At 54.8% G+C, this 14,625-nt stretch carries 9 protein-coding genes and 1 other RNA gene; 3 read left to right on the top strand and 7 right to left on the bottom strand.

Annotated elements, in window-relative coordinates:
- The first annotated feature begins 26 nt into the window (after nt 1-26).
- Nucleotides 27-2,237 carry a DUF2075 domain-containing protein gene (locus BBOMB_RS06225; protein ID WP_330934734.1) on the top strand — a complete coding sequence of 737 codons (2,211 nt, stop codon included), beginning with the start codon at nt 27-29 and terminating at the stop codon, nt 2,235-2,237.
- Between the two features lie 64 nt (nt 2,238-2,301).
- Complete coding sequence (locus BBOMB_RS06220; protein ID WP_238549935.1) at nt 2,302-2,643, top strand: acylphosphatase; 342 nt, start codon at nt 2,302-2,304, stop codon at nt 2,641-2,643.
- 168 nt (nt 2,644-2,811) lie between these two features.
- On the opposite strand, the gene BBOMB_RS06215 is transcribed toward BBOMB_RS06220, so the two are convergent.
- The 3 genes from BBOMB_RS06215 to BBOMB_RS06210 all read right to left on the bottom strand — a co-directional run bounded on the left by BBOMB_RS06215 (nt 2,812) and on the right by BBOMB_RS06210 (nt 7,465).
- Nucleotides 2,812-4,269: a phosphatase PAP2 family protein gene (locus BBOMB_RS06215; protein ID WP_081867423.1), complete on the bottom strand. Its 1,458-nt coding sequence runs from the start codon at nt 4,267-4,269 to the stop codon at nt 2,812-2,814.
- Between the two features lie 494 nt (nt 4,270-4,763).
- An RNA gene (gene ffs, locus BBOMB_RS07925) (signal recognition particle sRNA small type) lies at nt 4,764-4,860 on the bottom strand.
- A gap of 1,462 nt (nt 4,861-6,322) precedes the next feature.
- The gene (locus BBOMB_RS06210) at nt 6,323-7,465 is read right to left on the bottom strand and encodes an inositol-3-phosphate synthase (protein WP_044087673.1); all 1,143 of its coding nucleotides are present in this window, start codon (nt 7,463-7,465) and stop codon (nt 6,323-6,325) included.
- Nucleotides 7,466-8,107: 642 nt separating this feature from the next.
- Here BBOMB_RS06210 and BBOMB_RS06200 point away from each other — a divergent pair.
- A complete protein-coding gene (locus BBOMB_RS06200) occupies nt 8,108-10,522 on the top strand; it encodes a transglycosylase domain-containing protein (protein ID WP_052377559.1) in 2,415 nt (804 codons plus the stop codon).
- A 513-nt stretch (nt 10,523-11,035) separates the two neighbouring features.
- Here the strand turns inward: BBOMB_RS06200 and leuA are convergent.
- From leuA to BBOMB_RS08190, 4 genes are all read right to left on the bottom strand, one after another.
- Entirely contained in the window at nt 11,036-12,991 is a 1,956-nt protein-coding gene (leuA, locus tag BBOMB_RS06195; RefSeq protein WP_044087675.1) for a 2-isopropylmalate synthase, read from the bottom strand.
- Nucleotides 12,992-13,512: 521 nt separating this feature from the next.
- Nucleotides 13,513-13,602 (bottom strand): 3-hydroxyacyl-CoA dehydrogenase NAD-binding domain-containing protein, encoded by a 90-nt coding sequence (locus BBOMB_RS08530; RefSeq protein WP_162176041.1) that lies wholly within the window; start codon nt 13,600-13,602, stop codon nt 13,513-13,515.
- A complete protein-coding gene (locus BBOMB_RS06185; protein WP_044093320.1) occupies nt 13,578-13,913 on the bottom strand; it encodes a 3-hydroxyacyl-CoA dehydrogenase NAD-binding domain-containing protein in 336 nt (111 codons plus the stop codon). Before BBOMB_RS06185 ends, BBOMB_RS08530 begins: the two co-directional genes overlap by 25 nt.
- 227 nt (nt 13,914-14,140) lie before the next feature.
- Nucleotides 14,141-14,625: hypothetical protein (locus BBOMB_RS08190; protein WP_202961859.1), on the bottom strand; the 485-nt coding region annotated here is incomplete at its 5' end.

Below are 14,625 nucleotides of genomic sequence, written 5' to 3'. Positions count from 1 at the left end.
ACCTCCACAACACTATAATGAGCTTCATGAGTGATTCCATCGACAGCCCCATAATAATCGACCTTCCGTATGAAGAAGGTGGAAAGAAGTATGACGAAGATATCTTCGCCAGGGCCTTGCAAACGGAAACCCACCAGAAAACCGGCCAAGTTGAGTCCTCGAATGTGACCGAATACCATTTGCGCATTCTCTTACATTACCCCGCCGTGTATGTCATTCATGCCGAGGAATCCCATTCCCAGCGCAGCGAACCGGAATACTGTGTTTATGTCGGAGAGACCAACGACATAAGCCAACGCACTTATGAGCATCTTTATAACGACCCTCAGAACCGCGACGATTGGAGACTCTTCAACAATCACGGGAATATGTCCCAATATGTGATCACCCATCCGTATTTCAATAAGTCACTGACGTTGGACATCGAGAATCAACTCATGCTTTACATGTCGAGCGTCGACCACGTGTCCCTACCAGTCAACAAGCGGGTCAATCCACAGCGTGACTACTATACGCACGACCGATTCAAGAGGATATTTTCCGACATTTGGCTCGATCTGCACCGCAAAAACCCCAGTTTGTTCCCCGCTGAGGGCATCATCCTCGATTCCGCTTTATTTAAAGCCTCACCTTTCCACAAGTTGAGTGACGAGCAGCTAGAAGCCGAGAATATCATACTTTCAGAAATATTCGCAGCACTTCATTTGGAATCTCCAGACCAAATAGCTACCGACAAAACCAACCCTGCTGACTCACACCTCATCCTCGTACAAGGCGCTGCCGGAACCGGCAAAACCGTGTTGCTCAGCCACCTTTTCTACCGACTTCTTACCCAAACCTTGCCAGAAGAAGATGCACCACTGATACATTCCCCTGCCTCAGCGTGGAAAAGCGATGACAAACATCAAGACGGCGATCATGCCTCTCAGCGAAATCTAATCCCGAAAGAAGATATATCCGCATACATCTTGGTCAATCATGATGAACAGATTCATGTCTACAATCAGATAGCCACAAAGCTCGGCCTGCAGAACCGGTCCGGAACCGTTGTGCTCAAGCCCACCGAATTCCTCAATCGCCACAGCAGGAAAAACGACCGACACCGCGCTCTGCTGAACGAGCCAATTGACAAGGCGGACGTCCTGCTCGTGGACGAAGCACACTTGCTGCTCACACAGGGAAACCGGGCATATTCGGGTAAATCACAGCTATTCGACCTGCTGAATCGCGCTAAAGTCGTGGTCGCCGTATTTGATCCCAACCAGATCCTGCAATCCAGCCAACGTCTTTCCCCTAAAATCCAGAAACTGCTTTCCCCAGCCGACGACAGTGCGGCGAATCCTTCCAATAATGGAAACGACGATGAGCCTTCTCGAATTCAATTGGACGATTACAACAATGCGAAGCCTTTGACGGTCGATGTTTCGCACATTCGTCTACAACAGCAGTTCCGAATCGATGCCAGCCCCGAAGTCATCGCTTGGTTAGACGCATTTACAGACGAGGGAATCATTGGGGAACTGCCGGCTGACTGTCATGAACATGCTTGGCATGCAGACGATTCAGTCGACACCCGCTCCAAACCATATGACATCCGTGTATTTGATTCGCCTGTGGATTTATTCGATGCGATAAAAAAGAAGGCGGAGATCAAGGCTGATGGCTGTGACGGCAAGGGGCTTTCCCGACTGCTTGCCACCTATGATTGGGAATACACAAGCAAGCATAAGAACGCCAATGACCCATCGGGGCACTGGAACGTCGAACTGCATCAGGACGGGACGGGCACATGGCGCATGGGGCTTGGTGGCGGTGACGGAACCGACAATACCTCCCATGATCGATGCTTCTGCCAGCCATGGAACTACCAACTCACCGACCCCCACTCGCACCGGAAGGGCCTCAACAAGGATCAGGCTTGGGCTGAAAAACCATACACCATTAATGAAGTCGGTTCCACATACACCATCCAAGGATTCGATCTGAATTACGCTGGAGTTATTATCGGACCATCCGTACAGTATCAAGACGGGAAAGTGATGTTCCACCCGGAGAACAGTAAGAACAAGAATGCCACGAACAGCCGCAAGGACCTCGGGGACTTTGCCGAAGAAAATCTCAAGGACGAACTCAATGTACTGCTCAAGAGAGGCGTACACGGATTATACTTGTTCGCCGTCAACCCTCAACTACAGCAACGGCTTATGGACGTGTATGAAGCTAGCAAAAATGATTAAGTCCAGTCCTCAACCGAGGTGTAGGGCAAATCAAACAGGTACGACTTGAATAGAGGAGAGTGGATTGACAATACAAAAGGCACAGTTGCATGCGGATAAGTCCGGTGCCGTACGCATCCATGCCGTCGTCACAGGACGGGTTCAAGGCGTGGGTTTCCGTTATTACGTCGTCAAACAGGCGCGGAGCCTGCACATCTCCGGCTGGGTTCGCAACCGCTCCGATGGGTCGGTGGAAACGGAGGCACAGGGCAGCGACGAAGACGTCACCGATTTCATCACCTTATTGAAAACGGGGCCTGAATGGAGCAAAGTCGAGCATGTGAATGCCGCATCGATACCAATCACGGAATTCACACCAACTGAAACCCGGGAGCCTACCTTTACGGTACGTCCCGACGCCCGCTGAGACGGATGCATGGAGCCACGCGAACCAATAGCGAACAACGTTGTTTTACGTGAAACACCCATGCACCGCATCAGCAGCAGGAATCGATTCCATTCGTGGCAAAGGCGCCATGTTCAAAAAGAACACGGCAGCCAGCGAACATTGCTCCGCGAATATCGAACCGGCTGTCTACCGTTGGCGCTCCTCACCCGACGGCGGTGCGGGAGGCGCACCTATCAAACCTATCTTGCTTAACGGCGCCGCAGTGATGTGCCGCATGGCAAGTAACAGGCCGAATGACAGCGTGGTAAGGGCGACGATGCCAATTCCAGTGGATGAGCATGCCCCGTCGTTAGCCCACATAGCACTGTAATCAAGACCAGGCATGATGTTCCAAATCACGAATGCGCCATACAGAGCAAACAGCAGCCCAAAAGTGATCATCACGCTGGCGACAATCTGAATGCTCGCTGACGAAGCCCGTTTCCCCGGCTCGTCCATGCCTGTTGCCCGCGTGAGCGCCATCGCCACGAAGGCGAGCCCGCAAGCCAGAAGTACCGACATCACGACATCAGTGGGTCTGTGCCACCGTCCCGCCACCAACGAAACCGCAACCAAAACCACGTAGGTGGCTCCTATCACGGCAACCAGCGCACGCCAGACACGAGGCACGGCCATCAACAAAAGCACAACTGCGGCCACCGCAAGCAGGGTATGACCGGAAGGCGCGGTGTTGCTTGGTTGCGAGTGCACACGCACCAACATGGGACGGGGCAGAACACGCTTCAACCACGACAAGCCGTAGCAGATTACGCCGAATGCAAGCCCCTGCGCAATCAGCCACCAACGTTTGCGCACAATCATGACTATGAACGCCACAGCAACCAGCACAATACTGATAACAAGTACCGTGGCTTCCTGCGACAACAGCGCCGAAACTGAGGAAAGCCAGACCGGTATGTGCGAACGCATGACAAGCCACACCATATCATCATAGTTCTGCCCTCTTGGCGTATGCACACCAGCCCAGTACACACCTGCGGCACCTGCGAAATATGCAATCGCCAGAACCACACAGAGTGCGATGCTTGATATGCGCGGCCGGTTAAGCAAAGGGTCCACGGTCTGCAACCTATACGAATCTTCCTCCATCTCGTCGGAAGCGTCCGAAGCTCGTCCTTGAACGTTCTGTTCTGAGCCATCTGGAACCGCTACCGTGTCCGGCCTCGAACCCGAATATCCATTCGCGCCTGCAATGCCAGCACCATGACGCCCTACCGACGAAAGTCCACCTTCGGGGGGAGTTGATACAGAACCAGCGTTTTTGCGAACAGCGGAATTCCGCGCCCTCTTCGTGCCGGCCTTTCGCCTTCCTTTTGTCTCCGTAGACTCCGAAGTCACACGAATAACGCGCCTGCCCGGTTCATTGTTCTCCGCCATACCACCGGTCGACACCGGTTCATGGACGGCGCCGCTCGAATTCACAGGGGCATCTGACCACAAAGCCGCGGCCGAATCACCGCGAACAGGCGGTTCTGGGGGCGCGGGAGGCACGGCACCTACCTCCGAAGACGGGCCATCAAGCTGATTGGAGGACAGGGAAGTCGGATCCTGCTGAACACCTTGGTCGAAGTTGTTGTCGGTCATACTCAAACTGTATACAAGGAGTGCCGACAGGCAAACGGAACGGACTCAGATGGGAAATGCCGGGCATCGCCTGACTCCGAAGCCGGCGACCTCACACAAACGCCGGCGCATGGAATGGCCGCGCTGGAAGGCATACGAAATCAGCATGGTTCATTAAGTCAGCTTCGAACCAGACTCTTGAGCAAGAGGCATATGACATCACACTAAACATCTTCGCATCCTGCTCATAGTTCGTTTCTATCGAAACCAGAAGCGCATAGCCACCCCTGGAAACACTTCCCATCGCTGCCCGAGGAGAAACGCTGCCCGGACGGAAACGCTCATGGACCGAAGCGCATAGACTCACACGGAAAGTTCCAGGTATCTGCTCATTATCCAAGCCCCGAAGCCAGAGGCGTGCAATTTTCACACGATAAGCAACTCAAATGGGCTTGCACCGTGAGACGCAAAGAAAATCAAAACAAACAATGCAGCTTTCCATCATCATTGTTTGAAAAAGTAAACCTTCACGCACCCGACAGAGGCCGCTTACCCTTGCTGCATTCCTGCCCTGGGGGGATTGGGCGACGTAACGCCACGTGAAGGCTTAATCAGTATACCCCACGTGCCGACCATCAGAAAAGGAATAAGAGAAGCTTGCCCGGTACGCTGCATAATTCCAGAACGGCATGCCCCAGCATCACACACCCAACACTGCGCCCTCAATACGGAACCGCACAGAGCCAACACACCCAAGACGGAAGGTCGTCCCACCGATCACCCCAAGACGGCAACCCCATACGGCACACCACAACACCATAAGTCTGAGCCCACATGCACCAATACGTCATGTTCCGCTGCGAAAGCCGTACCAACGCCTCTGGTATGAGCCATTGGAATACGAGCACTCACCTAGCCCAACGCGCACCAGCACCACACGTCCCCAAGACGGCACGTCACAATTGGAGGTCGTCCCGAATGGCAAAGTACTGCTGATCTCCCGACATGACTCCTTAGATAGCTTCTGATTCCGTTCCACAAGAAACCGACCTACACAACAAGGTACGGGGTTCGATACCGTCCAGAACGGCACAAGCCGCAACGCCAGCGATTTATTGCTACAAAAGATGCCAAAAAATGGAACAAAATATGGCAACAATAATCCATAGCTACAAAAGTGACGAAAAACGGCACAAATTGCAAATCGTAGAAGTCAAAATAATCGTACTCTCATAGAGACGACCGGAACCCGAAAAACACCAGTAAGAAACCAGTGGAATCACGAGTAAACGATACGGAACCAGCATCCACAGTCCGCGAAAGCATGGATATGCGATGCATAAGGCCGTTTAACGGACTGGAAAACCGAAGTCGGGACCAACGAGAAGACGTGAAGGATATGCGAAGAACCGGAAAAGGAAGGAATACGGAACCCGCCCGTGGGCGAAAAGGTGCATCGGAATCTAGATCACACAGGGAAATGGGAATACAGTCTCGAACATCCACACAGAATATGGGAAAGAACCAAGGACGTCCTATCAGCACGTGCCGGAGCTCGCTTGAAAGTCCGCTCAGAATAGAGGGAAGGACCAAGGGACTATGAGAAGCAAACGATGAGCATAATCAGAAGGGTGTGGGATTCCGAAAAGCCGAGAGGGGGCACGGAAACACACGGAGCACACGAAAAATTGCATAACAATTATGAAGCGTGTTCAAGAACGAAAATGAATCGGACACAAAAACGGGAAACAGGAAACCGAAACACGAACACAAAACACAAACAAAACAGGAAACCTAGACGCTGAAACCCGGATGTCGGAAGTATGATCGTGATATAACAAACTCCCACAGTTCACATCAATCAGCAGTGAACCGCGGGAGTTGCCCATCTCATCGCAGCGGCAAACGCGAACCAGAAAACGGCACGAATAGAGAATCAACCGTATAGGCAATCCCAATCACACCGCACAACGCCAACGCACTGCACGGTCAACTACCGCACCTCCGCGCACCATCACCGTCCGATGATGCCACCTATCGGCGGTAGACGCGACCGGCAAACACCTTCGCGACCTCAGGCGTGCCAGACGTCCTTGCCGTTGCTCTTGGCATCGGCCACATCGGCGTTGAGCTCGTCCTCATTGGCCTCGACCTCGCCTTTGATGAATTTCTCCACCAGTTCGCGGGCCTCGGTATCCTCATGCTGCACGGCAGGGGACTTCATGAAGTAGGAGCTCGGGGCAAGCACCGGGCCGGCCAAGCCGCGGTCGAGCGCGATCTTGGCGGCGCGCAGGGCGTCGATGACAATGCCGGCGGAGTTCGGCGAATCCCACACTTCAAGCTTGTATTCCAAGTTCAGCGGGACGTCGCCGAAGGTGGTGCCTTCCAAACGCACGAAAGCGAACTTGCGGTCATCGAGCCAAGCCACATAGTCCGAAGGTCCGATGTGGACGTTGTGGTCTTCCATCTCATGGGGGACGATGGAGGTGACGGCGCGGGTCTTGGAGATCTTCTTCGACTCCAGACGCGAACGCTGCAGCATGTTCATGAAGTCCATGTTGCCACCCACGTTGAGCTGGTAGGTGCGGTCGAGACGCACACCGCGGTCCTCGAACAAGCGAGCCATGACGCGGTGGGTGATCGTGGCACCGACCTGGCTCTTGATATCGTCGCCCACGATCGGCACGCCGGCATCGCGGAACTTCTGAGCCCACTCGGGATCGGAGGCAATGAACACCGGAAGGCAGTTGACGAAAGCGCAATGTGCATCCATCGCGGCCTGGGCGTAAGCCTTGTCGGCCTCTTCGGAACCGACCGGCAGGTAGCTGATCAGCACGTCGACCTTCTTGTCACGCAGGACTTGGGCCACATCCACCGGTTCGGCGCTGGACTCGGTGATCATCTGACGGTAATACTCACCCAAGCCGTCATAGGTGGGGCCGCGCATAACCTCAACGCCCTTGTTCGGTACGTCGGAGAACTTGATGGTGTTGTTCTCGGAAGCCCAGATGGCCTCGGAAAGGTCCTTGCCCACTTTCTTGGCGTCGACATCGAAAGCGGCCACGAACTCGATGTCACTGACGCGATAGCCACCGAAGTTGTTGTGCATCAGGCCCGGAATCTTTTCATCGTCCTTGGTGTCCTTGTAATATTCCACACCTTGAATCAGTGACGAGGCACAGTTTCCTATACCTGCCACAGCCACGCGAATGCTCATTGCGACTCCTCTTACGAATCTAACTAATGTCCAACATTCTATTCTAGCGCAAACCACGAAAAACTGCATATTGTAAAGCACTCGATGTCACTTGCCACAACTTGACACGGTCCGCAACCGGATCCGTCCGTCAAGGTTCCTACGTTACGACGCCACGACGGGTGGCACATGAATACATCAACCAACCAGATGGTTCCCGTCATCCCTGAGACACCACCACCCACAACCATCCATCACCTTGCCAAAGCTGAGCCGAAAACCGGGGACGATAAAGTACGCTAATCAGGTTCGGCAGTATTCATGACGTGCAGAGGAACCTCTCTAAATACCAAGACCTTCCGGTCATGCCATACAACGTTCCCGCGATACCCTGAAGTACTTCCAACATGCGATGAACCTTCTTGACATGCTGATAAACGTGCCGCCATACCGCAAAACGTTCCAGGCATCGGTACACACCGGCGCCGAGAAACCACACACTGGCACCCAATCCATACACACCGGCGTCGAAAAGGAATACGACCGACTGAATTCGGCATCAACGAAGCGCTTTGGAACCAGACAGTTCACCACAAAGCATAATCGCTTGAAATCGTTCGAAAAATAAGAATTTTTTCAGGGGGGATAGATACGGTAGTACGCATGGTATCCAGAAGGCAGCAAATTCCAGCACATATCGCAAACGCGCAGACCTCGCGCAGTCGGCGGGTCAGCTCGGCCAATGCCATAAGCTCTCGGCGCAGCCGCGCCGATTCAGCTGCCACTTCCAATACACCTTATGGCGGCCGCGCGAACGGATCAACACCACGCAACGCCCCGACCGCACGGACCCGCGAGCGCCGAAACACTGCAGGCAAGAAATACGTTCGTCGCGGATCACACACGTCAAACGCCACAAACAACAGACGAAGGCGACCCCGCAACGGCGGCGGCAAAAGACGGCACCTGGTACTCAAATGGGTGCTCGGCATACTGGCGGCCTTGCTGGCGATGGGAGTCGCGGCATTCGCCTATCTTTACGCCACTACGGAGGTGCCTCCACCGGAAAAAATGGCGATGGCCGCGAAGACCACGGTCTACTACAGTGACGGCACCACGCAGATGGGCAGTTTCGCGGAACAGAACCGCGACATCATAGAGTGCTCAACCCTGCCGAAATACGTCGGAGAGTCGATCGTAGCTTCGGAGAACCGAACGTTCTACCAAGACAGAGGCATCGATCTGAAGGGCATCGTGCGCGCACTGCTCAACAACGTCACAGGAGGTGCCAGGCAAGGCGCATCCACCATCACGCAGCAATATGCCGAGCGATACTACCTAGGCCAGACTGATACGTATGCGGGCAAGGTCCACGAGGCCATTCTCGCGCTCAAGATCAACAAGACCCAAAGCAAGGATCAGGTGCTGTGCAACTATATGAACACCATCTATCTTGGGCGTGGCGCCTACGGCATACAAGCCGCGTCCAAAGTTTACTTCAACAAGGACGCCAAGGATCTGACCGCGCCTGAATCCGCGCTATTGGCCGGCATCATCCCCGCCCCTTCGAACTGGGATCCCGCAATCAACCCACAGATGGCTCAGAAACGTTACACCAGAGTCATCGACGCCATGCGCGATGCGGACTACATCTCGCCCGCGGACGCAGACAAGGCCAAGACCATGCCCTCCACCCAGCCGCTGCGGCAACAACCGAACTGGTACGCCGGGCCGCAGGGGTACCTTCTGCAGATGGTACGCGAGGAACTGACCAACAGCAAGACCTTTACGAAAAACGACCTGGACACCGGTGGCTACACCATCGTCACCACCATCGACAAAACCAAGCAGGACACGATGTTCGATGTGGCGAGCCCCACAAAGGGAGGGGCAGGCATCGTTCCGGCCGGACTGCAGATCGGTGGCATCAGTGCGAACGTGAAGAACGGCGACATCGAGGCCGTATACGCCGGCGACGATTATCTGACCAAACAGTACAACAATGCCACCCAAGCCACTTACGAACCCGGTTCGACTATGAAACCATTCGCCTTACTCGGGGCCGTCGAGGCCGGTGTGAACCTCAACACCACATTCAACGGGAATTCCCCACGCACCTACGCAGGAATCGCCACCCCTGTTCAGAATTACGGCAATACGAGCTGGGGGTACTCGAATCTGTACAAGGCCACGGCCGATTCCATCAACACGGTGTATATGGATGTTCAGGAGCATCTGGGCGCCAAAAAGGTGGCGCAGATAGCACAGACCGCCGGAATGGACCCCAAGCTGGTCACCGGCGACAACCCGTTCACCGTTCTCGGAAACGACGGTGTGCATGTCAAGGACGTAGCACAGGCATACGCCACGATCGCCAACCAAGGCAACAAGCCGACCCTGCATATCGTGGCAAGCGTGAAGGACTCGTCTGGCAACGAGATGTATCGGGCACCCGTGGACACCGAGCAGGTCTTCTCCGCGAACGACACGGGACTGGTCGCCAAGGCGATGACCGGCACCATACAATACGGCACGGCTTACGAGGCACGACGCATCGGCAAGACGATCGCTGGAAAGTCAGGAAGCGCCAATGACGACACCGCGGGAAGCTTCGTCGGTTTCACCCCCAACATCGTCACCGTTTTCGCCACTTGGAATCCCGATGCCAATGGCAATCCACAGGTGGTGCCGCGCTTCGGCAGATTCACCGATACCGCCGCCTATCCCATTCACCTGTTCACAGAATATATGAGTCAAGTTTTGGAAGGCACACCCAACCAGGACTTCCCAGCAGTGAAGGACACCGGAAAAATCGGCGGTCCCGACGGAAAGTGGGGAACCGGCGCCCCGAGCGGAACGAATGGCGGATTCTCGCAGCCTTACAGGAACTCCGCCAACACGAATCCCGGACAGCAGCAACAGAGTCAGGGAGAGGCAGCCAACCCCGACGACACCAACGCCCCGAAAGGAAACGAAACCGGCTCCCAACCCGGCACCGTACCAAACGAAACCACGAAACCCGACGATTCACCAACGCAAAATCAGTCGGAAGGTTCGGCACAATACTCGGGACAATAGGACAGAACTGTACATCGAATCACGCTTCAACCTCGCGGCAACGTCTGCGAGCGTTCGGGCCCTGCGCAATCCAGCCGCACAATCCAGCCGCACAATCCAGCCGCACAATCGACCCGCACAATCCAGCCTGCGCCATTGATCCACAGCATCGATCCACATCTTCCAGCCTACACACGTCAGCCTGCGCCATCGACTACCTGCTGCAATCGAGATTCTCGCTGAACACCCATACTCGTCCGTCGCACAACACCGTCAGGGAGCGACCAATCACTTTACCGATACCCATGACGTCGGTCAGCGAGGCCGATTTGCCTTTCAGCGCCAGCAACCTGTGTTATCCGCCAACTTTCGCCGTCTTTGCCACAAAACGGTCATCAGCAATGTACGAATGCCGCAGACCATTCCAACGCTTGTTATCTACGCTCTTATTGGCGCGTAGTCACCGGCAAGGTACAGATACTGCAGACCGTTTCGAACCATCGGCGGCCGCCCAACCAACCAGACTCGCGGAAATCAGCCCAAACGCTCCGATCGGTTGATCGCTGAGATAATCGCCTTCAGCGAGCTGGTGGTTATCGAAGAATCGATGCCCACTCCCCATATGGTGCGAGCGTCCGCCTCGCCGCCGATGCGGCATTCAACGTATGAGGCCGCAAGCGCGTCCGTCCCCGCGGTCATGGCATGTTCGGCGTAATCCTGCACCTGAACCGTCAAACCGATGGAAGCCAGGGCGTTGAGGAACGCATCCAACGGACCGTTGCCCGTTCCGGAGACCTTGCGTTCAACGCCCCCGATGCCAGGCTCATCGCCGGAGTCAAGCAAAGTGGCTTCAAGCTTGGTATCCGAACCATCCTCGCCGGACACGGTGGAGACATGCAACAACTTGAGCCTCCCCCACTGCGTCAGATGTTCGTCGCCTTTGTCCCCCAAAGCCTCACCGGTATTCGAAGCCAACACACCGCCGCTTTCGACGGGCAAGTACTCGTCCTTGAAGAGGCGCCAAATTTCATCGTCTTTGACTTCCTTATCGTTTGTATCGGCGTAGTTCTGCACGACCTTTTCGAACTCCACCTGCAACCGTTTCGGCAGGTCGAGGTTGTGGTTGGCTTTGAGCAGATAAGCCATGCCTCCTTTGCCGGACTGCGAATTGACGCGGATGATGGCTTCATACGTACGGCCGATGTCTTTGGGATCGATTGGCAGGTACGGTACAAGCCACAAGAAGTCGTCAAGGTTCGCGCCGGCTCGGTCGGCGGCCACTTGCCGGGCTTCCAGACCCTTCTTGATAGCATCCTGATGAGACCCTGAGAAAGCGGTGAACACGAAATCACCCACATAGGGGTGACGTTCGTCCACCTTGATCTGATTGCAGTACTCGACCGTCTTGCGGATTTCGGGCACGTCAGAGCAATCAATCTGCGGATCAACGCCTTGTGTCAGCAGGTTCAAAGCGACGGTGAGAATATCGACGTTGCCCGTACGCTCGCCATTGCCCAACAAACATCCCTCGAGGCGATCGGCTCCAGCCAGCATGCCGAGTTCGGCGGCAGCGACGCTCATTCCTTCGTCATTGTGCGGATGCAACGAAAGGACGATGGAATCACGATCCTTGAGATTGTTGGAAACATATTCAACTTCGTCTGCAAAGACGTTGGGCGTGGTCATCTCCACCGTCGCGGGCAGATTGATGACCATCCTGTGCTCTGGTGTCGGTTTAATGACGTCGATGACGGCATTGCAAACCTCGACCGCGTAATCAGGTTCCGTGCCGGTGAAGGATTCCGGAGAATACTCATAATACAAATCGGTTCCATCCGCATCCGTCTCCAGCTCACGGCACAGCTTGGCAGCGTCAACAGCGAGCTGCTTAATGCCCTCACGGTCTTTGTTGAACACAACCTCGCGCTGCAGAACGGAAACGGAGTTATAGAAGTGCACGATAGCGCGCTTGGCACCGCGCAAACACTCATACGTCTTACGAATCAAGTGCTCGCGCGCCTGCGTGAGCACCACGATGGTGACATCATCCGGGATGAGTTCACGTTCGATGAGCAGTCTGACGAAATTGTAGTCCGTGTCGGAAGCACTCGGGAAACCAACCTCCACTTCCTTGAAACCCATCTTCATCAACAGGTTCCACAGGCGCAGCTTACGTTCATTATCCATCGGGTTCACCAACGCCTGATTGCCGTCGCGCAAGTCCACCGAGCACCAACGCGGAGCACGATGAATCCGCCGGGAAGGCCAAGTGCGCTGCGGATAGTCGAACGGAACCTGCACGTTGTACGCAGCATACTTGGAATACGGCATTCTGCTGGGTTTTTGCGGCGACCCGACGAAACGGGCAGGAGGCAGCAGCAGGTCATTGTTGCCTCCATTGGACTGTGCGGCGACAGCCGCGAGATCGAACACTGAATCTCGACTGACGCTCACATCGTCGGCCACGTCGCTGAATTGACCCTGACCCATCATTCCTCCTTTGTTCATCGGCGACACCGCACTATCACTACGGTGAACGGATAAGAAGCAACTTTACCCGCAATCGCGCCCGTATGCATCCACGGTTCCATAAATCACGAGGCAACGATCGTGACCGTTTCGATCGATACATACGACAATCCAATCGAGCCGATGCGCTCCGCCATGCACGGCAGACACGTCATCATGGATATTCGTAAAGCATGAAGACGAGGCAAATTCCATGCGGCGCAGTTGACCAATGAACCGCACTCATATTGGCGGTAAGCCACGGCAAACCTGATGTGAATCACAAATCGCCTGACTTGATGTCATTAGACAAAGGAAGGGGTGCGACCAGACGGCCACATCCTTCACTCATTCTTTTGCTACCCCATCATCTATAGCGCCGGTACCGGCGCCGGATACACGAACTCAACCATCACGCTCACGTCGCCAGACGACAGCGGACTGACGGCTACCAGCCAGTGTCAGCGAGTACGAGCGCACCGCGCGGGCTCGTACGGCAAAGTTCACGACGCAATCCGGGTGGGGCTCAGGACCGACGAATTCGTTGCCAAAATTGTCTCATCACTTACTATTCCCTCGACCTTCCGCCACACCTCATGCTCACGTCCATGTCTTCGATAACGGATTCGATGACGAAATCAACATCTGAAAGCTCACCATAATCCGTAGTAGCATGAACTCTTTGCAAGACCGCCGATCGCTCTTCAGTTTTGAGTGAACCTGCGGAGATAAAGGTGTCAACATCCCGCTCAATGAGTTTGGTTCCACGTTCCAACGCCTCTTGGGACGTATTAACCAATGTCACGTCATACCCATTCATCGCAAATTGAAGAGCGGTGGCATGCCCCATCGTACCCGCGCCAAGATTTCCTATTCTCCTGATGTCACCCAACTGCAAACCCATATCAACCTACTATGCCCAACCACGTCGTTTCCTGCTATCCTACGTTTCTCAATGAAGAAAATGCACCAGATCACCGAACCAACCAGCACCGGACGAAACACCCCGTCCCGCTGCCTTGAAACATAAAAGGGTCTTTCCCGGGCGAACCCGGGAAACGACCCAAACCACATCGGCAAAACCGCCTAAATCATCACAATAACGACTTCAGCAGGCTTCGCCATCACACGTCAGCGACGAGTCCGACGCAACACAGTCAACACACCACCAGCAGCCAGCATCACCAAGGAAGCCAACACAACGACAGCGACCTCAGCACCAGTACTAGCCAGATTAGACTTATTGGAACCATTGCTGGAACCGTTGGAACCACCGTTACCAGTGTTGTCGGAACCACCGTTGCCACCGTTACCAGTGTTGGAACCATTGGAACCACCGTTACCAGTGTTGCCACCGTTACCAGTGTTGCCAGTGCCGGAACCATTGGAACCACCGTTACCAGTGTTGCCACCGTTACCAGTGTTGCCACCGTTGGAACCACCATTACCGGAACCACCGTTGCCAGTGTTGTCGGAACCACCGTTACCGGTGTTGGAACCGTTGCCAGTGTTGGAACCGTTGCCACCGTTACCAGTGTTGGAACCATTGGAACCACCGTTACCAGTGTTGCCACCGTTACCAGTGTTGCCACCGTTGGAACCACCGTTACCRGTGT

This window comes from Bifidobacterium bombi DSM 19703 (assembly GCF_000737845.1).
Taxonomy (GTDB): domain Bacteria; phylum Actinomycetota; class Actinomycetes; order Actinomycetales; family Bifidobacteriaceae; genus Bifidobacterium; species Bifidobacterium bombi.
The sequence above is the reverse complement of the archived record's forward strand: the minus strand, read 5'-3'. Positions and strand labels throughout refer to the sequence as shown.